General features: G+C 61.3%; 17 protein-coding genes. 10 read left to right on the top strand and 7 right to left on the bottom strand.

Going from position 1 to position 18,997, the window contains the following annotated elements; genetic code table 11:
* Positions 1–37: 37 nt before the first annotated feature.
* Together PMI03_RS21140 and PMI03_RS21135 are read right to left on the bottom strand one after the other, a co-directional pair.
* Positions 38–430 carry an Arm DNA-binding domain-containing protein gene (locus tag PMI03_RS21140; protein ID WP_007697646.1) on the bottom strand — a complete coding sequence of 131 codons (393 nt, stop codon included), beginning with the start codon at positions 428–430 and terminating at the stop codon, positions 38–40.
* Between the two features lie 147 nt (positions 431–577).
* Positions 578–1,306, bottom strand: coding sequence for a GntR family transcriptional regulator (locus PMI03_RS21135; RefSeq protein WP_007697645.1), 729 nt, complete (start codon positions 1,304–1,306; stop codon positions 578–580).
* A 185-nt stretch (positions 1,307–1,491) separates the two neighbouring features.
* Between PMI03_RS21135 and PMI03_RS21130 the strand changes: the two genes are divergently transcribed.
* From PMI03_RS21130 to PMI03_RS21110, 5 genes are all read left to right on the top strand, one after another.
* The gene (locus PMI03_RS21130; protein ID WP_007697644.1) at positions 1,492–2,478 is read left to right on the top strand and encodes an ABC transporter substrate-binding protein; all 987 of its coding nucleotides are present in this window, start codon (positions 1,492–1,494) and stop codon (positions 2,476–2,478) included.
* A gap of 76 nt (positions 2,479–2,554) precedes the next feature.
* On the top strand, positions 2,555–3,334 hold the full coding sequence (locus PMI03_RS21125; RefSeq protein ID WP_007697643.1) for an ABC transporter ATP-binding protein: 780 nt from the start codon (positions 2,555–2,557) through the stop codon (positions 3,332–3,334).
* Between the two features lie 4 nt (positions 3,335–3,338).
* The gene (locus tag PMI03_RS21120) at positions 3,339–4,262 is read left to right on the top strand and encodes an ABC transporter permease (RefSeq protein ID WP_007697642.1); all 924 of its coding nucleotides are present in this window, start codon (positions 3,339–3,341) and stop codon (positions 4,260–4,262) included.
* Positions 4,263–4,275: 13 nt separating this feature from the next.
* Positions 4,276–5,523, top strand: coding sequence for a kynureninase (gene kynU, locus PMI03_RS21115; protein WP_007697639.1), 1,248 nt, complete (start codon positions 4,276–4,278; stop codon positions 5,521–5,523).
* A 28-nt stretch (positions 5,524–5,551) separates the two neighbouring features.
* Positions 5,552–6,382, top strand: coding sequence for an alpha/beta hydrolase (locus PMI03_RS21110; protein ID WP_007697635.1), 831 nt, complete (start codon positions 5,552–5,554; stop codon positions 6,380–6,382).
* 13 nt (positions 6,383–6,395) lie between these two features.
* Here the strand turns inward: PMI03_RS21110 and PMI03_RS21105 are convergent, their stop codons facing one another.
* A complete protein-coding gene (locus PMI03_RS21105; RefSeq protein WP_007697632.1) occupies positions 6,396–6,818 on the bottom strand; it encodes a glyoxalase/bleomycin resistance/extradiol dioxygenase family protein in 423 nt (140 codons plus the stop codon).
* A gap of 156 nt (positions 6,819–6,974) precedes the next feature.
* Between PMI03_RS21105 and PMI03_RS21100 the strand changes: the two genes are divergently transcribed.
* Positions 6,975–7,352, top strand: a complete 378-nt coding sequence (locus PMI03_RS21100; RefSeq protein WP_007697619.1) for a hypothetical protein — start codon at positions 6,975–6,977, stop codon at positions 7,350–7,352.
* On the opposite strand, the gene PMI03_RS21095 is transcribed toward PMI03_RS21100, so the two are convergent.
* Together PMI03_RS21095 and PMI03_RS31845 are read right to left on the bottom strand one after the other, a co-directional pair.
* The gene (locus tag PMI03_RS21095) at positions 7,341–9,416 is read right to left on the bottom strand and encodes a bifunctional diguanylate cyclase/phosphodiesterase (protein WP_007697616.1); all 2,076 of its coding nucleotides are present in this window, start codon (positions 9,414–9,416) and stop codon (positions 7,341–7,343) included. The two genes, PMI03_RS21100 and PMI03_RS21095, sit on opposite strands and share 12 nt — an antisense overlap.
* A gap of 221 nt (positions 9,417–9,637) precedes the next feature.
* Positions 9,638–9,850, bottom strand: a complete 213-nt coding sequence (locus PMI03_RS31845; RefSeq protein WP_309574446.1) for a hypothetical protein — start codon at positions 9,848–9,850, stop codon at positions 9,638–9,640.
* Here PMI03_RS31845 and PMI03_RS32045 point away from each other — a divergent pair.
* Positions 9,827–10,180 carry a pentapeptide repeat-containing protein gene (locus tag PMI03_RS32045; protein ID WP_409033805.1) on the top strand — a complete coding sequence of 118 codons (354 nt, stop codon included), beginning with the start codon at positions 9,827–9,829 and terminating at the stop codon, positions 10,178–10,180. The genes PMI03_RS31845 and PMI03_RS32045 overlap by 24 nt on opposite strands.
* A gap of 14 nt (positions 10,181–10,194) precedes the next feature.
* Here the strand turns inward: PMI03_RS32045 and uxuA are convergent, their stop codons facing one another.
* Complete coding sequence (gene uxuA, locus PMI03_RS21085) at positions 10,195–11,397, bottom strand: mannonate dehydratase (protein ID WP_007697605.1); 1,203 nt, start codon at positions 11,395–11,397, stop codon at positions 10,195–10,197.
* A 123-nt stretch (positions 11,398–11,520) separates the two neighbouring features.
* Here uxuA and PMI03_RS21080 point away from each other — a divergent pair, with 123 nt between their 5' ends.
* From PMI03_RS21080 to PMI03_RS21070, 3 genes are all read left to right on the top strand, one after another.
* Complete coding sequence (locus PMI03_RS21080; RefSeq protein ID WP_007697601.1) at positions 11,521–12,234, top strand: FadR/GntR family transcriptional regulator; 714 nt, start codon at positions 11,521–11,523, stop codon at positions 12,232–12,234.
* A gap of 30 nt (positions 12,235–12,264) precedes the next feature.
* Positions 12,265–14,736, top strand: a complete 2,472-nt coding sequence (locus PMI03_RS21075) for a glycoside hydrolase family 2 protein (RefSeq protein WP_007697598.1) — start codon at positions 12,265–12,267, stop codon at positions 14,734–14,736.
* Between the two features lie 117 nt (positions 14,737–14,853).
* Positions 14,854–18,114, top strand: a complete 3,261-nt coding sequence (locus PMI03_RS21070; protein ID WP_007697595.1) for a GH36-type glycosyl hydrolase domain-containing protein — start codon at positions 14,854–14,856, stop codon at positions 18,112–18,114.
* A 44-nt stretch (positions 18,115–18,158) separates the two neighbouring features.
* On the opposite strand, the gene PMI03_RS21065 is transcribed toward PMI03_RS21070, so the two are convergent.
* Entirely contained in the window at positions 18,159–18,989 is an 831-nt protein-coding gene (locus tag PMI03_RS21065) for an aldo/keto reductase (RefSeq protein WP_007697592.1), read from the bottom strand.
* Between the last annotated feature and the right edge of the window lie 8 nt (positions 18,990–18,997).

Here is an 18,997-nt window from a genome sequence, read left to right as displayed (position 1 = left end):
AGCGAACAACGTGACATCGCCGTCTTGGTTCTTGCCTTCATCGGCTCACCTTGCCGCCAGCCGCGCTGGACGACGCAGCCCTCCTTCTCATAAAATCGATGAGCGCACTGATCGTCATCTCTCGGCGCCTTGCCCGGAGATTACCGGCCGGATCTTCCCCAGCCGCAACGCCACCGAGCTTAGCCTTGGCGAGTTTTCTTGCTTGCTCAACGGTGACTGAACCAAAACGTCCGATAGTCAAGATGCGCTGGGTGGCTGATCGACCGCCACCATCTGCTCGATACCTGAGGATGAAAGTCTTCACGCCTGTAGGACCAACGCGGAGATCAAAGCCTGAAAGCTCGCTATCCCAAACGTGGTAACGTTCACGATTGGGTTGAGCCGCATCGACGACGCGCTTCGTCAGCAGCACAGCACTTCGTTTGCCCATTTGCCGCCTCCAGGACTTTGAGCGAGATACCACCGGGATACCACCGCAATCGGAAACCGGAGGATAATGATAGCGTCAAATCGGCTAATGCATCAACATAACTAATTGATATCATAGAATTATGTGCGATGTTTGGATACTGTAGCGCTACCCAATCTCATCCTCGGAGCGGATATACACCTGCAACGTATAACCGATATGCTCGGTCATCAGCATCCTGGCGCGCTCGATATCTCGGTCGAGCGCCGCCTCCATCAGCGTCGTATGGTGTTCCATCGCCATAGCGTCGCGCAAAGCGGCGACCGCCTTTTCGTAGCCGATCGTCAGGCCGGCCGCGGCGCGCTGTGTCGGCGCCAGGCCGAGGAAGCGGTGATGGCGGCGGAGCTGGTCGGAAATCGTGCTTTGGAAGCGCTGAAGCCAGTTCGATGATGCCGCGCTGATCAGCGCGGCGTGAAAGGCCGTATGCTTCTCGTCCCATTCGTCGGCCATTTCCTCGGAAGCGGCATCGGGGACGATCTTGCAGCGCGACAGGCGGTAGTGAGCGGTGACGACGGCGGATTCCCAGTCCGGGCCGCCCCTCTCGATCGATTCCAGCAGCAACGGCAGTTCGACGACCATGCGCGCCCGCATCAGGTCTTCCAGCTCGGCGCGCGATACCGGTGCAACGGCGAAGCCGCGATTGCTGACGGCGGTGACGAGCTTCTCGGCCTCCAGCCGCGACAGCGCCTCGCGCAAAGGCGTCCAGCCGACACCATAAGCATCCCGCAGGGCGCTGAGCTTCAACGATGCGCCGGGCCTGAGCTTCGTGTTGAGAATATCCCGCCGCAGCAGCCAATAGGCCGCTTCCGTCTTGGTCAACGAGTCCTTGTCCTGCATGGTATTCGTCCCGGTCGTCGGAGTCCTGAAATTATATATAAAACGGCTCTGGAGCAAAAATATATATCAAAGGTTCTGATGGTGCATATCATATATCAGAAATTGACAGAGACACGGCAGGCGCTATGATCCGCCGCAACAAGGCCGATTAAACACGGCTGCTTACAACATCCGGGAGGGAAATCATGCGTAAATCCACGTCCAAATGGCTGTCCGGGCTCGTTCTCGCCAGCGCGTTCATGGCGAGCGTCGCGACTGCGGCGGCCGAGCCGATCAAGGTTGCCATCGCCAATTTCGGCGAGCATCCGCAGCTCAACGCCTCGATCGCCGGCTTCAAGAAGGCCCTGGCCGACAATGGCTTCGTTGAGGGCAAGGACGTTGTCTACACCGAGAGCAACACCAGCTTCGACGCTTCGCTGGTGCCGCAGATGATCGCCAAGCTGCAGTCCGATCATCCGAAGCTGATGTACACCGTCACCACGCCGGTCTCGCAGATCGCCAAGAAGGCGCTCGCCGGCTCCGGCATCCCGATCGTGTTCTCGGCCGTGACCGATCCCGTCGCCGCCAAGCTCACACCTTCCTGGAACGCGGGCGACGAGGGCATCACCGGCGCATCCGACCTGCAGGATATCGCCGCCATCATGACCTTCACCAAGAAGCTGCTGCCGAACGCCAAGCGCTTCGGCCTGCCCTACAATCCGGGCGAAGCCAATGACGTCGCCCTGCTCGAAAAGGTCAAGGAAGCAGCCCCGGCTGCCGGCTTCGAAGTCGTTCCCGTCGGCGTCGACAGCGTCAACGACATCCAGCAGCGCATCGCATCGCTGGCCGGCAAGGCCGACGTGATCTACACGCCCGCCTCCAACCTGCTGCAGCCGGCGATCACCGCCGTTTCCGCAGCTGCCCGCCAGGCTCAAATCCCGATCGTCAATTCGGATGACGCCGCGGTTCGCAGCGGTATCGTACCGGCAAGCTTCGCGGTCAATTACGAGCAGGTCGGCGAGAATGCCGGCAAGATCGCCGCGCAGATCCTGAAGGGCGCGGATCCGAAGACGATCGCCCCGGTGCGTCCGGCCTATGCCGACCATGCGCCGCTGATCAACAAGACGGTTCTGAAGGCCTTCGGCGCCGAGGTGCCGGCCGAACTTGCCGATTGCAATTGCTTCGTCAACTGACAAGCGGCATCTTCGACAGACAATTCAGCAGACATGGCGGCGTGGCCAACGCCGCCATTTTTTCAAGGAGGCACGGATGCTGGACATCAAATCCGCGCGCAAGGTTTTCTACAAGGGACTGCCGGACGAGAAGGTCGCCCTCGACGGCCTCACCCTGTCGCTCAAGTCAGGCGAATTCGGCGTGGTCATCGGCTCGAACGGTGCCGGCAAGAGCAGCATGCTCAACGCGATCTCGGGCGCGCTCAGCCTCGATTCCGGTCAGATCATCATCAATGGCGACGACGTTACCGGTTCGCCCGTGCACAAGCGCGCCGCACGGCTCGCCCGCGTCTTCCAGGATCCGATGAAGGGCACCGCCGCCAGCATGACGGTTGCCGAAAACATGCTGCTCGCCGAACTGCGCGGCAAGAAGCGCGCCCTGCGCCCCGGTCTCAACGCATCCCGGCTTGCCATATATAGAGAACGGCTGTCTGTTCTCGGCCTCGGCCTGGAAAACCGGCTAGATACGAAGGTGGAGCTGCTCTCCGGCGGCCAGCGGCAATCGCTATCGCTGATCATGGCCGTCGGCGGTTCGCCGGATGTCCTTTTGCTCGACGAACATACGGCAGCGCTCGATCCGCGCACCGCCGATATCGTCATGCAGGCGACAGTTCGCACGGTCGAGGCGCTGAAGCTGACGACGCTGATGGTAACGCACAACATGCAGCACGCCGTCGATTTCGGTGACAGCATCATCATGCTCGACGCCGGCCGTGTGCATCTCGAGATCACCGGCGAGGGAAAACGCCGGATCACCGTGCCCGAGCTGATCGGTCATTTCGCCGTCAAGACCGACCGCATGCTGCTGGTGAGCTGATATCATGGACTTCATTCAGACAACCGTTTCGAGTTTCATCTCGCTGATCCCGGTCACGCTGGCGCAGAGCTTCATCCTGAGCTTCGTCGTGCTCGGCATCATGATCCCCTTCCGCATGCTGAGCTTTCCGGACCTGACCAGCGAGGGCGCCTTTCCGCTCGGCGGCTGCATCTGCGGCATCCTGCTAGCCGCGGGCGTGACGCCGCCGCTCGCGATCGTCGCCGCCTTCGCCGTTGGGCTTGCGGCCGGCTGCTGCACGGCCTTTATTCACCTGCGTTTCCGCATCCACACACTGCTCGCCGGCATCCTGATGTCGACCATGCTCTACAGCATCAATCTCGGCATCATGGGTAAGTCGAACCTCTCGGTCTTCGGCTCGCCGACCGTGTTCGACTGGGTGCCGCTGACGCAGCCGGGCTTTCCGGCGAGCAAGATCATCGTCGCCGGCGTGATCGCCCTCGTCGTCCTCATTGCCCTCAACCTCTATTTCAAGACGGAGAAGGGCACGGCGATGCGCGCCGTCGGCGCCAATCCGGATATGGCCGAGGCGCAGGGCATCAATGTCTGGGCCGCGACCATCGGCGGCGTCGGCCTTGCCAGCGCCTTTTCCGCCACCAGCGGCGCGCTGATGGTGCAGTCGCAGGGTTTTGCCGACGTCAACATGGGCATCGGCATCCTCATCAACGGCCTGGCTGCCCTGATGATCGGCGAGGCCTTCACCGGCAAGCAGACCGTGTTGCGGCAGTTGCTCGCGCCTTTCGTCGGCTCGATCATCTACTACCAGCTCGTGTCGCTCTGCCTTGCCGCCGGCCTGCCACCATCGAACCTGAAGCTCGCCACCGGCCTGTTTGTGCTGATCATGCTGGCGCTGCCGAGCATCCGCCGCAGCCGTGGCGGTGCGCCGTCCCGGGAAACCATTCGCGAATAAAGAGGCCAGTAACATGGACAGCCTTCCCGATCTCGCCGCCATCGAGGCCATGGACGAGGCCGATTCGCTGCGCTTCTTCCGCAGCCGCTTCGCCCTGCCCCACGGCGTCATCTATCTCGACGGCAACTCGCTTGGCGCTGCCTCCCATGATGTCTTCACGGAACTCAAGCAGGCGATGATGGAGGAATGGGGTAATGGCCTCATTCGCAGCTGGAACAGCGCCGGCTGGTTCCAGCTGCCGCTCGAACTCGGCGACCGTATCGGCCGGCTGATCGGGGCGGCATCCGGCCAGACCGTGGTCGCCGACTCTACGTCGATCAATATCTACAAGGCCTTGCACGCCGCCTTGGCGATGCGCCCTGATCGCAGCGTCATCGTCGCCGAGGGCGACAGTTTTCCGACTGACCTCTATATGGCCGAAGGTGTCACTTCCACGCGGCCGGGCACCGCACTTCGCCTCGAAGACCGGGATGCCGACGATATCGAGAACCTGATCGACAACCAGACCGCCGCCGTCCTCGTCAACCACGTCAACTACAAGACAGGTGCGCTGCGCGATATGGCGGCACTGACGCGCCGGATCCACGAGGCCGGTGCGCTGGTCATCTGGGATCTCTGCCACAGCGCCGGCGCATTGCCGGTCGGCCTCGATGGAGCTAACGCCGATTTCGCGGTTGGCTGCACCTATAAATATCTGAACGGCGGACCCGGCGCGCCAGCCTTCATCTATGCCGCGCACCGCCATCATGCCTCGATCGTCCAGCCGCTCAGCGGCTGGGGGAGCCATGCCCGGCCTTTCGCCTTCGAGCAGGGCTTTGCCGAAGGCGACGGCATCAAGCGCTTCCTCTGCGGCACGCCGCCGGTCTTGTCGCTAAGAGCATTAAAGGGCGCGCTCGGCATCTGGGACGAGGTCGATCTAAACATGCTGCGCCAGAAGAGCATCGCGCTCAGCGATCTCTTCATTCGCCTGGTCGAGGCGAAATGCGGCCAATATGGCGTCGTGCTGGACACCACGCGCGATAGCGAAAAGCGCGGCAGCCAGGTCTCCTTCATCCATGACAACGGCTATGAAGTCATGCAGGCGCTGATCGAGCGCGGCGTCATTGGCGATTTCCGTGCGCCGTCGACCCTGCGCTTCGGCTTCACGCCGCTTTATGTCAGCTACCGCGATGTCTGGCAGGCGGCCGGCGTGTTGGAGGATATTCTGAGCAGCGGATCTTGGCAGGAAGCACGCTTTGCCGTGCGCTCCGCCGTGACCTGAGCACTGGCAAGAACCTGGAGATCGGGCAATGAGCTATTTCAGGATCAGCGATTGGGACGTTGCCTATACCAACGGCGCCTATGTCGTTGATGGAGACCGCTGGCCGGCGGCCTGGGTGGGACCGGCACAGGCCTTTCGCGACAGCCTGATTGCGGACGGACGAGCCAGGCTCGACCTTGCCTACGGACCCGGCACGCGCAATCGCTTCGATCTCTTCCTACCTTCCGAGAAACCGAAGGGATTGGTCGTCTTCGTCCATGGCGGCTACTGGCTGGAACTGGACAAGAGCTATTCGTCGCATCTCGCGGCAGGCCCCATCGCCCACGGCTACGCCGTCGCCATGCCCTCCTACACGCTTTGCCCGGAGATACGCATCACCGCCATCGCAAAGGAAATCGCCACGGCGATCGGCGCTGCGGCCGAGATGATCGATGGTCCGTTGATCCTCACAGGGCATTCGGCCGGCGGCCAGCTCGCCACCCGCATGGTCACCGCCACCTCGCCGCTTGCCGCACCGATCCAGATCCGCATCCGCCATGTGCTGTCCATATCGGGCCTGCACGATCTACGCCCAATCATGAGGCGAGCCATGAACCAGCAACTGCGCATCGACGAGGCGGAAGCCATGGCCGAGAGCCCGGCGCTGCTGGAGCCGATGGACAACCTCCGCCTCACCTGCTGGGTCGGCGGCGCAGAGCGCTCCGAATTCGTCCGTCAGAGCACCCTGCTTGCCAATATCTGGACCGGTCTCGGCGCGGCGGCGGCAACCATCGTCGAGCCGGACCGGAATCATTTCACCATATTGGACGGGCTTGCCGATCCAGCGCATCCGCTAACGCGGGCCTTGCTCTCCGACTGATCGGAAGGAGAGACTATGCCTTCACAGGCGCGTTGATCGCCCAGGTGACACCGAAGGGATCGCGAAGCTGGCCCCAGCGATCGCCCCAGAACATCACCTGCGGCTCCATGATCACCTCCGCTCCGGCCTCGACGGCACGCGCCCACCAGGGATCGAGGTCGTCGACAAGCAGTTGCAGCGAGAAGGCCTGCGGCTTTTCCACTCCAAAGCCATGTTCAGGATAAAAATCTCCCAGCATCAGCGAGCTGCCGTTGACATAGAGATGGATATGCATCGTCCGGCCCTGCTCATCGGCCGGATACATGAAGGCACGCTCGGCGCCGAAGGCGCGTTCATAGAATTCGGCGGCCTTCACGGCGCCATCCACCATCACATAGGTCACCAGGCCGCCCTTGGCCGGGATATTGGGCTGGGATGATTGTTCTGCATCGGTCATGATCGTCTCCTCGGAACAGGTTTGAACATTGCGCCCGTCGACGGGCTGCCCCAAGGACGATGACCGATCACGTTTCCCGACAGGCGACGCCAAATATTTTCCATTTGATCATTTCATGGCAGAACACTTCGCATCCGAATGAAAGGCGAGAAGCATATGGACCGACCGCGAACAGTGCTGCTCTCCCTATGCCTGATGGTCACCACCGCTCAGAATTGTCCGGCATCCGAAGCCGTCTATCGGGGCATAGAGGATGACAGGACGAACGGCGTGAAGCACGGCCTGTTCGAAATCAGGGAAGAGGCGAGACAATTCATCGCCACGGAAAATCTGTCTCGTGGCACCCATTGGGAGGTGCTTGACCCAAACCTGAAGATTCAGGTGCCGCGATGTGCCGTTCCCTTGACGACCAAGTGGGTTCCCAAGACCTATGGCCTGTCCGCACCGAATGTCGCGGTGAGCTGCGGCAGGACGGTCCACGACAGTTGGGAGAAACACTGGAACGTCTTCGTTCCCGTCACCTCAAAGCGATGAAACCCGCTTCATGGGGCGCTTTTCGCCAAAAATCAGCGCCTCCGCATCCTGTCGCGGCATAGGCCGGCCGAGCAGGAAACCTTGCACTTCGCTGTAGCCCTCGGCCCGCAATTTCCCCAGCTGTTCTTCCGTCTCGATGCCCTCGGCCAACGTCATGGCATTGAATCCGGAGGCGATGCCGACGACGGCGCGGACGATCGCGAGATTGCCGGGATCGGTCTCGATGCCGGCAACGAAGCTGCGATCGAGCTTGATCTTGTCAAAGGCGAAGGAACGCAGATAACTGAGCGAGGAATAGCCTGTGCCGAAATCGTCGATGGCAATGCGGATGCCGAGCTCCTTCAAGGCGCGCAGCAAATGCAGGCTCTGCTCAACCTCGGAGAGCAGGACGGATTCGGTGATTTCGATCTCTAGCCGTTCGGGACGCAGTCCCGTCTCATCCAGCACCGAGACGACGGTGGCGAGCAGGCCTGCATGCCGGAATTGATAGACAGACAGATTGACGGCGATCTTCAGGTGGCTCGGCCATCGTGCAGCAGTGCGGCATGCCTCCCGCAGCACCCATTCGCCGATCGGCACGATCATGCCGGTCTCCTCGGCAACGGGGATGAACTCCATCGGTGGGATCAGCCCACGCTCCGGGTGCCGCCAGCGGATCAGCGCCTCGAAGCCGGACAGGCCGTCATTGTCCAGCCGGATGATCGGCTGATAATAAAGCTCGAATTCGCCGTTTTGCAACGCCTCGCGAAGCTCGACGGTGAGTTGATGGCGCCGCTCCGCCTCTAGCCGCATCTCGGTCTGGTAAAAACGATAGGTCGACCGGCCGCTGCCCTTGGCCGCATAAAGCGCCAGGTCCGCGTCGCGCATCAGGACATCGGCATCGTCCGCATGGTCCGGCGCCATCGCGATGCCGATGCTGCAGGTGACATGTTCGCGAACGCCGTCGAGATCGAAGGGGGCCGCAAGCGACAGCAGCAGCAGATCGGCAAAGCGCTGTGCCCGATCGGCATCGGTCATCCTCAGCACCAGCGCGAATTCATCGCCGCCAAGACGGGCGACAAGATCACTTTTCTCGGCAAGCCGCAGAAGCCGCTGCGCGACCTGGCGCAGAAGCGTGTCGCCGGCGGCATGCCCTTTGCTGTCGTTGATGTGCTTGAAATGATCGATGTCGATGTAAAGCAGCGCGATCGGTGTTTCCGGAGTGGCGGAGGCCACCTGCCGGACGATGCTTTCGGAGAAGAAGGCGCGGTTCGGAAGACCGGTGAGGGAATCATGCATGGCGAGATGCGCAAGCTTTGCCTCGACGCCGCGTTCCTCCGTGACATCCTGGGAAATGCCGAGAAGGTAGCGCGGCGCTTCGCCCTTCGGCGCAGGCAGCGCCCGCTTCGCTGTCCTCAGGATGCGCGTGACGCCATCCATACCCCGGACTGTTTCTTCGAAACTGACGGTCGATGGCGTTTCGAAGGTGCGTTCATCCTGCTGACGGAATGCCGCGATCTGCTCCGCGTGGAAAACCGCCTGGTCGTTCTTGCCGACAACATCTTTTGCCGGACGCCCGATGGCGGCCGCGCAGGCCTCGTTGAACAGGATATAGCGACCGTCCTCCGCCATGTCCTTGACGAAAACGCCGACCGGCAGATTGTCGACGATGCTGTCGAGCAGCGAGCGGGTATCGGTGACTTGGCGCCGTGCGGCATTGACCTCCGTGCGATCCTGGACGATCGCAAGGATCGCCGCCTTGCCGTCAAAACGGATTTCGCGGCCGTAGGTCAGCACCTCGAATGTCTCGCCGTCAGCTTTCAGATGCGTCCAGCGCTCTGCCTTCTCCACATCCGTCCGGCGCCGAATGGCATCAAGCATACGCTCGCGCTCTTTCTGCGGGCGGATGTCGAGAACCGTCATGCCGATATAATCCTCATGGCGATAGCCATAGAGATCGCGGGCGGCATCGTTGACGATCAGGAATTTCAGCGTCTCGGGATCGTAGACCCACATCGGCGAGGGATGCGTCTCGAATAGCGACCGAAAGTCATCGTTCGGAGTGTCGGGCCAAACGGAATTCATGTGCGGATCGACCTAGCCAATTTGCGTTGAAATGATACGGAACGCGATAGTCATAATTAAAAAAGTTAAACAAAATCAAAATGCTATACTAGCTTAAACTTTAAGCAAAAGCTTACCAAATACGCAACCATGCGCTTTGTTTGTCAGCGACTTCCCGAAGAGGCGTAATATCGCCTTGAATGACCGGGGGTGGTATTGATTTTCGCCGCCGATGAACAGGCTCAAATATGCTGAGCCTTGCCAAGTCCTGATAACAACGTCATTTTCCGCCAATCATGAAGATTGTCTCCCAAAAGGATCTCGAAGCAAATCTTGCGGCTCAGGCGCGGGAAGGCGGTATCGACCTGAGCAATGCCGACCTCTCGGACATTGCGTGGCACGGCCTCGATCTGAGCGGGAAGACCATCGCTATGTCGGTTCTGCGGGGCGCGCATTTTTCCGGAGCGGAAGCACTGCATGGCTGCACCTGGATCGGCAACAGGATCGAAAACTGTAGGTTCGAGTCGGTATCGACCTCAAAGGCCGATATACTGGATTGCGAATTCAAAGCATGCACGGTGCACGCGATGCGGTTTTTCAGGGTCGACCTGTCCCGAACGGTTTTCTCTTCCTGCAGCTTTGTCGACGTTGACTTTTCGGAAGCCGTCGCGATCCGGTTGCGGTTCGAAAATTGCAGTTTCGTCGACACCCGATTGACCAAGGATGTACTGTTCACCGGTGCTGGCAACTTCGAATTCTCGGCGGAAGGCAAATTGGAAATATAAGCTCCGTCCGATTTCTAAAACCGCCGCCAATGTCGCGAGAACTCATCCGTCTTGCCGATGGCATGAATGACGCCGTGCAGTTCCGCCAACCCCTTCAGACGCCCGATCAGTGAGTAGCCGGGATTGGTCGGCTTATCGACATCGTCAGCGATCAGATGGCCATGATCGGGGCGCATCGGGATCAGATGATCCGCACGGCCCTCGGCCCGACGCCGGGCCTCTTCCGCCAGAAGCGTGCGCAGAATGGCGTACATGTCGCTGCGGCCCTCGAGATGGGACGCTTCGACAAAGGAACCGTCCGGCTCGATCGCCACGTCGCGAAGATGGGCGAAATTGATGCGCGGCGCAAACTCGCGGGCAATGGCAAGCACGTCGTTGTCGGCACGCGAACCGAGAGAGCCGACGCAAAGCGTCAGGCCATTCGCCGGATCATCAACGCTGGTGACGATGCGGCGCAGATCCTCAGCCGTCGAGACCACGCGCGGCAGGCCGAACAGAGAAATCGGCGGGTCGTCGGGATGGATGGCAAGCCTTGCGCCAACCTCCGCCGCAACCGGCACCACTTCGCGCAGAAAATTGTCAAGGTTCGCCCGAAGATCGTCGGCCGTCACGCCGTCGAAGGCGGCAATCTCAGCACGAATGGCCTCCCGGCCATAGCTGTCCTCGCCACCGGGAAGACCGGCGATGATATTGCTTTCAAGCCGCTGAACCGCTTCCTCGGAAAGCCCCTTCAGCCGCTGCTCCGCGCGCTGCAGAATCTCCGGCGCGTAGCTCGTCTCGGCGCCTTTTCGGCGGAGAATAAAGACGTCGTAAGCGACGAATTCCACCATGTCGAAGCGAAGCGCCAGCGCCGTCGTCGGCATCTCGAAACGCAGATCCGTGCGTGTCCAGTCGACCACCGGCATGAAATTGTAGCAGATCGTCCTGATGTCGGAGCGGGCGAGATTGACCAGCGTATCCTTCCAGACGCCGATCGCCTTCGCAGCGCCAGCGCCACCAAGCTTGATGGCGCTCGGGATCGGGATCGATTCACAGACGCTCCAGCGCATGCCGGCCGCTGCCACGAGGGCCTTGCGCGCCTCGATCTCCTCCGGCGCCCATGTGCGTGAGTAGGAAATCTCGTGCAGCGCGGTCACGACGCCCGTCGCCCCGCCCTGGCGGGCGTGAATGAGTGGAACTAGATCCCTAGGCCCGAACCAACGCCAGCAACTCTCCATGTGATATCTCCTGATTTGTTGGTCAACATAATGCCAGATCCGAGATTGTCCATTCCATTGCCACCCTTATCCCGCTTGACATCTCTTATTGACCAACAATATCCTCTTCGAGACGGAGGATGCATGGCGACGGAAATCGCAGAGATCGGGGACAAGGGATCGGCGGTGGACCAGGTGGTCGATGCGATCCGGCGGCTGATGCGTGAGCGCAATCTCGGCCTCGGCGACGCCCTGCCCTCGGAAATCGAGCTGGCGGCAATGTTCAACAGCAGCCGCAATACCGTGCGCGAAGCGATCCGCATGCTGAAGGCATACGGCATCGTCGAAAGCAGGCAGAAGGTCGGGGCCGTCATCACGGATCGGCGTCAGCAAGCGCTGATGGAGCAGTTCTCCTTCGCACTCGATATTTCCGCCGAAAGCTTCCTCGATATCCAGGGTTTTCGCCGACTGATCGAGGTCAATCTCTCCGATCTCCTGTTTGAACATATCGATGATGCCGGCATTGTGCGGCTGGAGGCGATCAACGATGCCATGAAGCTGGCGCCGGACCTTTCGGATGCCGCCGAATGCGACTTCAAGTTCCACGCCACGCTGGTGAGCCTTGCCGGCAATCAGACGGTGTCACAAGTCTATGGCATTCTGCAGCCATTGTTGCAGCGGCTGATGGAAGCAGGAAAGCGCTCCCGCGCCGCTATCGACAGCGCCTATGACGACCATCGCGACATCATCGCCGCACTGAAGCAGCGCGACCGCATTGCCTACGCCTATCACATGAACCGTCATCTTCACGCCGGATTGCAGTTCATCCAACCATCCAAAGAGCCGCGGCAGATCTGACACAATCCATCTTATGACGGACCGACAAGCATGACGACACTGGCACTCGATACCGGCTGGACGCTTTCCCGCCTTCGCGCACCCTCCACCGCACCCTCCCTGCCCGCGACGATCCCGGCCACCGTGCCGGGCAATGTGCATGTCGATCTGCTGTCTGCCCGGCTGATCACCGACCCCTATCTCGACGTCAACGAGATCTCCCAGGATTGGATCGGCCGCTCGGCCTGGCGATATCGCCTGGCCTTCGACTGGGATAGCGATGACGCAGATCGGGTTGATCTCTCCTGCCTCGGCCTCGACACGGCCGCCCGCCTGGAGCTGAACGGCGCACTGCTCGGTGAAACGAGCAACATGCACCGCAGCTACCGGTTCGATATTCGCGAGAAGCTCAAGGATGGCCGCAACGAACTGGTCATCGATTTCGAGTCCGCCTATGCCCATGGCGAAGCGGTGCGCGCAGCACTTGGTACCGCCGCCGACATCCCGACCAACTATCCCGGCCCGAGCCACCTCATCCGCAAGATGGCCTGTAATTTCGGCTGGGACTGGGGTCCGACCGTCGTCACCGCAGGCATATGGAAGTCGGTTGCCATCGAGAGCTGGACGAAGGCGCGTCTCGGCACCGTTCGCCCGGAAATTACCCTGCAGGGCGGCGACGGCGTCGCCCGCCTGCGCGTCGAGATCGAATGGGCCGCCGAGGGCATGGATAGCGCCGCACTCGTGATGTCGGTCGGCGGCAAGCGATCCGAGGTCCGCATTGCGCAGGGCGAAACGCATACGCTGGTGGAATGCCGGGTCGATAATCCGCAGGTCTGGTGGCCGCATGGGCTTGGCAATCAGCCGCTCTACGATCTCGACCTCCAGCTTCTGGGGTCAGACGGCGCGGTGCTCGACCGCTGGCAACGGCGGGTCGGTTTCCGCTCCGTGCGGCTCGACACGACGCCCGATGAGATCGGCTCCGCCTTCACCCTCATCGTCAACGACGTCCCTGTCTTTGCCCGTGGCGCCAACTGGATTCCGGACGATTGCTTCCTGCCGCGTGTGACGCGGGAGCGCTATCGCGAGAGAATTGCCCAGGCCCGCGACGCCAATATGAATATCCTGCGCGTCTGGGGCGGCGGTATCTACGAGACCGATGCCTTCTACGAGGAATGCGACGCCGCCGGCATCATGGTCTGGCAGGATTTCCTCTTTGCCTGCGCCGCCTATCCCGAAGAGGAGCCGGTCTATAGCGAGATCGAGGCGGAAGCGCGCGAGGCGATTACCCGGCTGATGCCCTACGCTTCGCTGGTGCTCTGGAACGGTAACAACGAGAACATCTGGGGCTATTTCGATTGGGGCTGGCAGGATGTGCTCGCCAATCGTCCCTGGGGTGCTGGCTATTATCTCGACCTCTTGCCGAAACTTGTCGCCGAGATCGACCCGACGCGGCCCTATTGGCCGGGCAGCCCCTATTCCGGCTCGATGGATATCGCGCCGAATGCCGACGAGCATGGCTGCAAGCACATCTGGGATGTTTGGAACGAGGTGGGATACGAGACCTACCGTAACTATATCCCGCGTTTCTGCTCCGAATTCGGCTGGCAGGCGCCTCCGACCTACGGGACGCTTGCCTCATCCGTGCGGGAGAAAGATCGGGCGCCCGCCTCGCCCGGTGTTCTGCATCACCAGAAGGCCACGACCGGCAACGACAAGCTGCTCAAGGGATTGGAAGGCTGGTTCCCCGCGCCGGAAAACTTCGACGACTGGCTCTTCGTCACCCAGCTCAATCAGGCGCGCGCCATCAGCTTCGGCGTCGACCACATGCGCTCGCATCGCCCCACCTGCATGGGCGCGATCGTCTGGCAGCTCAACGATTGCTGGCCAGTGACCTCCTGGGCGGCAATCGATGGCGGCGGCCGGAAGAAGCCGCTTTGGTATGCACTGCGCAACAGCTACGCCCCGCATCTCCTCACCATCCAGCCACGCGGCGACGGCCTTGCCGCCATCGCCGTCAATGATGCCACCCTGTTCTGGCGCGTGCCCTTCACCGTCGAGCGTTTCGACTTCAACGGCACGCTTCTCGCCCATCATTCCGTCTGGCGCATCCTCTGCGACCGCTTCGAAAATGCCGAGATATCGATACCCAGGGACGTGGCGACACCCGGCGATCCGCAGCGCGAATTCCTGCGCGCCCGGCTTGGCGATTCAGAGGCCTGGTGGTTCTTCGAAAAGGACATGAAGCTGCAATATCCGCAGCCGCGCTTCGAAATAGAGGCCGCGCAAACCGCCGACGGTATAGCCGTCACAGTCACGGCGCAAACCTTCCTGCGCGATCTCTGCCTGTTTGCCGACCGGATCGACCCGAATGCTGAGGTCGACGATATGCTGGTCAACCTGGTGCCGGGCGAGAGCAAGACGTTCCTCATCCAGGGCCTCTCGAAAGAGGCATGGGATGATGCCGATCTTTCCTCTGTGGTGCGAACGGCCAATCAGGTTGCGAGCACGATTCACCATCGTTGAGACGGAAACATTGTCACGAAAGATTGCGATCTCAGAGGGCAAATTCCCGCCTATGATCGCGCCGCACCTTGTGATCTAGTGCGCTCACCCGACCCATGAATCAGCGAGACACCGACTATGCCTTCGGAATCCCAGCGCAGCTTTCAGACGCCTCGGCGCGAAGAACTCGGTCTTTCCACGCTTACCAATAGCGCCGGCCTGTCCGCATCGGCTTTGCCGAACGGCACGCTGTTTGCCATCGATTTTGCCGACCAGCAGGGCGGCATCATGATCAACCAGGTGCTCGGATCGCCTGTCTATGGCGGCATCGGACGGCTTTATCTGCGCATCGGCGGTTCAAAGCCTGAAGTCGTCGAAATCGTCGGCCCGAAGGCGGTGGTCAGCTTCGGCCATGACGAGACGAGTTTTGGGTGGAGCGGCGAGACGGCAGGTGTCCGGCATACGGTGCGACTACAGCTCCATCCCGGCGATACCGCCTGGTTCTGGCGGGTTTCGCTTGAGAATACGGCGAACAAGCCAATTTCGGCCGATCTCGTGCTGATCCAGGATGTCGGCATCGGCGACCGTGGTTTCCTGATGAACAGCGAGGCCTATGCCTCGCAATATATCGATCATCACATCGCCGCTCATCCCGCCTTCGGGCCGGTCGTGATGAACCGGCAAAATCTGAAGCAAGGCGGCGGGCGCAATCCGTGGCTGGCGCAGGGCTGCCTGGATGGCGCAGCCGCCTATGCCACGGATGCGATCCAGCTGATGGTGCCGGCTCCAAGCGGCGATGCCCCCATGGTGCCGGGTTTCGGCGAAAACCTGGCGAGCACGCGCCGGCAACACGAGGTCGCCTGCCCGGCGATCCAGTCGAAGCCGCTGACGCTGGTAGCAAAGGCGACTGCTACCACGACGTTCTTCGGTCTGTTCGTTGCCGATCACCCCTTGGCCTCCAGCGATATCGATCTCGTCCGTCTCGATGCCTTGCCACAGGCACTCGGCCAGCTGACGGCGACGGATATTGCCTCGGAGACACCGGTTCGCAGCCTGGTGCAGGACGCGCCGCTGTTCGTGACCGAGCCGTTGGATGACGCGACCATCGACCGGCTCTATCCCGAGCGGATGCTGGAAGAGCGTATCGACGGCCAGCTCTATTCCTTCTTTGTGCCGGAGGGTTCGCTGAACCGTCATATCGTGCTGCGCGAAAAGGAACGCCTCGTGGCGCGCCGCCATGGCGCCATCGTCCGCAGCGGCCAGAACATGCTGCTCGACGACCAGACTCTGGGCGCGACCTGCTGGATGCAGGGCATCTTCGCGGCGCAGCTCACCATCGGCAACACCTCCTTCCACAAGCTGTTCTCGATCTCCCGCGATCCCTATAATCTGACGCGGGCAAGTGGCTTGCGCATCCTCGTGGATCTCGGCGAAGGCTGGCGCCTGCTCGGCGTGCCCGCCGCTTTCGACATAGGTCTCAGCGATGTCAGATGGATCTACAAGCTTGCCGGCCGCACCATCACCGTAACGGCGGCAGCCTCGGGCGATGATCCCGCCATGCAGTGGAACGTCACGGTCGAGGGCAAGGCCTGCCGTTTCCTGGTGTTCGGCCATATCGTTCTCGGCGAGCGCGACTATGAAGCCGTCGCCAACATCGAAATCGATGCTGCGGCCAAGCAGATATCCTTCCGTCCTCAATCCTCCTGGCTTTGGGATCGCTATCCGCAGGCCGCCTATCATCTCGTTACCGCAACGCCGGATGCTTTCGAAGCAATCGGCGGCGACGAGCTTCTCTATGGCGACGGCATCTCACGCAACGGTCCGTTCATCGCGCTGAAATCGCACTCGACGCAAGGCTTCAGCTTTGCCGTCACCGGATCGATGACCGACGCAGCGGCGGATGAAGCCCTTGCCGCACGTTACAAGGCAGGCGTCAGCGCTGAGGACATGCTTGCGCCGGCACAAGGCTTCTGGAGCCATGTGACACGCGGCTTGCGCATCAAGGGCAGCGGACCGGATATCGTCGAGCAGGCGGTAATGCTGCCCTGGCTGGCGCATGACGCCATCATCCATCTGAGCGTGCCGCACGGCCTAGAACAATATACCGGGGCGGCCTGGGGAACGCGCGACGTCTGCCAGGGGCCGGTTGAATTCCTGCTTGCCTATGAACACGACGCCGAGGTGAAGCAGGTCCTGAGCACCGTCTTTTCCGAACAATACCGGGACCGGGGCGACTGGCCACAATGGTTCATGCTGGAACCCTATGCCAATATCCGCGCCGGCGAGAGCCATGGCGATATCGTCGTCTGGCCGCTGAAGGCGCTCTGCGACTATATCGAGGCGACGGGCGATATCACTTTCCTCGCCGAAACCGTTCCCTGGCGAGCCGATGACACCATGCAGCGGACGGAAGAGACCGCAACGATCTCCGACCATGTCGAAAAGCTGCTCGACACCGTGCGCAGCCGCTTCGTGCCCGGCACCAGCCTGATCCGCTATGGCGAAGGTGACTGGAACGACAGCCTGCAGCCGGCCGATCCGCATTTGCGCGACTGGATGGTCAGCAGCTGGACCGTTTCGCTGCTCTACGAACAGCTCGTGCGCTATGCCGCAATCCTGACATTCGCAAGCCGGGACGAAGAGGCGCAGAGCCTCAAAGAGACTGCCGCCGCCATGCGCAGCGATTTCAATCGCCTGCTGATGCGCGACGGTATCGTCGCCGGCTATGGTGTCTTCGATCCGAGCCATGACGGCGTCGAGCTGCTGCTGCATCCGGCCGACACCCGCACCGGCCTGCATTTTTCGCTGATCGCGATGACGCAGCCGATGCTGGGCGGCCTGTTTACACCCGAGCAGCGGCGCGACCACATGAAGCTGATCAGCGAGAACCTGCTCTTCCCGGATGGCGTCCGGCTGATGGAAAAGCCGGCGACCTATGCCGGGGGGCCGGAGACGCTGTTCCGCCGCGCCGAGTCCTCGTCCTTCTTCGGGCGCGAGATCGGCCTCATGTATGTGCACGCGCATCTGCGTTACTGCGAGGCGCTGGCTCTGGATAACGATGCCGAAGGCGTCTGGAGCGCGCTGGCGCTCGCCAATCCGATCTCGGTCAGCGGTCGGCTAGACCACGCGTCGCTGCGACAGCGCAACACCTATTTCAGCAGCAGCGATGCCGCTTTCGATGACCGCTATCATGCTTCGTCCGATTGGGCTCGCGTCAAGGCGGGCGACATCGCCGTCGATGGCGGCTGGCGCATCTATTCGAGCGGCCCGGGCCTCTATACCAAGAGCTTGATCAACAACGTCTTCGGCTTCAAGCGGCATTTCGGCCAGCGTGTCCACAAACCGCTGTTGCCGGCATCGGTTACCGTTTCCAAGGTCGAGCTGGATTTCAAGGCGTAATCAAAAAGGGGCCGCGTGTGGCGGCCCCTCTCCAGATTTTGCAATCAAGCAGCTGCGTCCCAGACCGGTGCGAGGCCATCGGGGCTGACGATTCGCCCGTTGGGCTCGGCAAGCGCACTAATCGCTGCCATTTCTTCCGCCGTCAGCTCGAAGTCGAAGATCGCCGCATTTTCCTGGGCACGGGTCTCGGAGACCGTCTTCGACAGCGCGACCAGACCCTGCTGCACGATCCAGCGCAGGACGATCTGCGCGACGGATTTACCGTGCCGGCCGGCGATAGCCTTCAGAACCGGATCGTTCAGCACCCTGCCATCCGCCATGGCGTAGTAGGCGGTGACGGACATGCCGAGACTCTTGGCCGTTTCAATCACCTGTGACTGGTCGAGATAGGGGTGATACTCGACTTGATTGGTGATAAGTGGCAGTTCGCTGAGCTTTGCCGCCTCCGTCATCAGCGCGCGGTTGAAGTTCGAGACGCCAATGTGGCGAACCTTGCCGGCCTTGGCAACGTCGTTCAAGGCACCGATCTGCTCGGCAAGCGGCACGGCGTCGTTCGGCCAATGGAGGAGGAGGAGATCGACATAGTCGGTCTTCAGCTTCTTCAGACTTTCATCGACCGAAGCGACGAAGGCCGCATGCTTATAATGTTCGACCCAGACCTTGGTCGTCAGGAAAAGATCGGCGCGGGCAAGGCCGGAGCGCAGGATGCCCTCCCCGACCTCTGCCTCGTTGCCGTAGATCTGGGCGGTATCGATATGTCGGTAGCCGTTGTTCAGCACATACGACACCATGCGTTCGGTATCGGGGCCGGGCACGCGGAAGGTGCCGAAGCCGAGAGCTGGGATCGATGCGCCATTGGCGTTGACGAGATGCATGGGATTTC

The sequence above is a fragment of the Rhizobium sp. AP16 genome (assembly GCF_000281735.1).
GTDB lineage: Bacteria > Pseudomonadota > Alphaproteobacteria > Rhizobiales > Rhizobiaceae > Rhizobium > Rhizobium rhizogenes.
The sequence above is the reverse complement of the archived record's forward strand: the minus strand, read 5'-3'. Positions and strand labels throughout refer to the sequence as shown.

Bases quoted from the DNA above. Each gene is read 5' to 3' on its own strand.
- PMI03_RS21140 (WP_007697646.1), bottom strand. From the start codon at position 430: ATGGGCAAACGAAGTGCTGTGCTGCTGACGAAGCGCGTCGTCGATGCG.
- PMI03_RS21135 (WP_007697645.1), bottom strand. From the start codon at position 1,306: ATGCAGGACAAGGACTCGTTGACCAAGACGGAAGCGGCCTATTGGCTG.
- PMI03_RS21130 (WP_007697644.1), top strand. From the start codon at position 1,492: ATGCGTAAATCCACGTCCAAATGGCTGTCCGGGCTCGTTCTCGCCAGC.
- PMI03_RS21125 (WP_007697643.1), top strand. From the start codon at position 2,555: ATGCTGGACATCAAATCCGCGCGCAAGGTTTTCTACAAGGGACTGCCG.
- PMI03_RS21120 (WP_007697642.1), top strand. From the start codon at position 3,339: ATGGACTTCATTCAGACAACCGTTTCGAGTTTCATCTCGCTGATCCCG.
- kynU (WP_007697639.1), top strand. From the start codon at position 4,276: ATGGACAGCCTTCCCGATCTCGCCGCCATCGAGGCCATGGACGAGGCC.
- PMI03_RS21110 (WP_007697635.1), top strand. From the start codon at position 5,552: ATGAGCTATTTCAGGATCAGCGATTGGGACGTTGCCTATACCAACGGC.
- PMI03_RS21105 (WP_007697632.1), bottom strand. From the start codon at position 6,818: ATGACCGATGCAGAACAATCATCCCAGCCCAATATCCCGGCCAAGGGC.
- PMI03_RS21100 (WP_007697619.1), top strand. From the start codon at position 6,975: ATGGACCGACCGCGAACAGTGCTGCTCTCCCTATGCCTGATGGTCACC.
- PMI03_RS21095 (WP_007697616.1), bottom strand. From the start codon at position 9,416: ATGAATTCCGTTTGGCCCGACACTCCGAACGATGACTTTCGGTCGCTA.
- PMI03_RS32045 (WP_409033805.1), top strand. From the start codon at position 9,827: ATGTCGGTTCTGCGGGGCGCGCATTTTTCCGGAGCGGAAGCACTGCAT.
- PMI03_RS31845 (WP_309574446.1), bottom strand. From the start codon at position 9,850: ATGCGCGCCCCGCAGAACCGACATAGCGATGGTCTTCCCGCTCAGATC.
- uxuA (WP_007697605.1), bottom strand. From the start codon at position 11,397: ATGGAGAGTTGCTGGCGTTGGTTCGGGCCTAGGGATCTAGTTCCACTC.
- PMI03_RS21080 (WP_007697601.1), top strand. From the start codon at position 11,521: ATGGCGACGGAAATCGCAGAGATCGGGGACAAGGGATCGGCGGTGGAC.
- PMI03_RS21075 (WP_007697598.1), top strand. From the start codon at position 12,265: ATGACGACACTGGCACTCGATACCGGCTGGACGCTTTCCCGCCTTCGC.
- PMI03_RS21070 (WP_007697595.1), top strand. From the start codon at position 14,854: ATGCCTTCGGAATCCCAGCGCAGCTTTCAGACGCCTCGGCGCGAAGAA.
- PMI03_RS21065 (WP_007697592.1), bottom strand. From the start codon at position 18,989: ATGCATCTCGTCAACGCCAATGGCGCATCGATCCCAGCTCTCGGCTTC.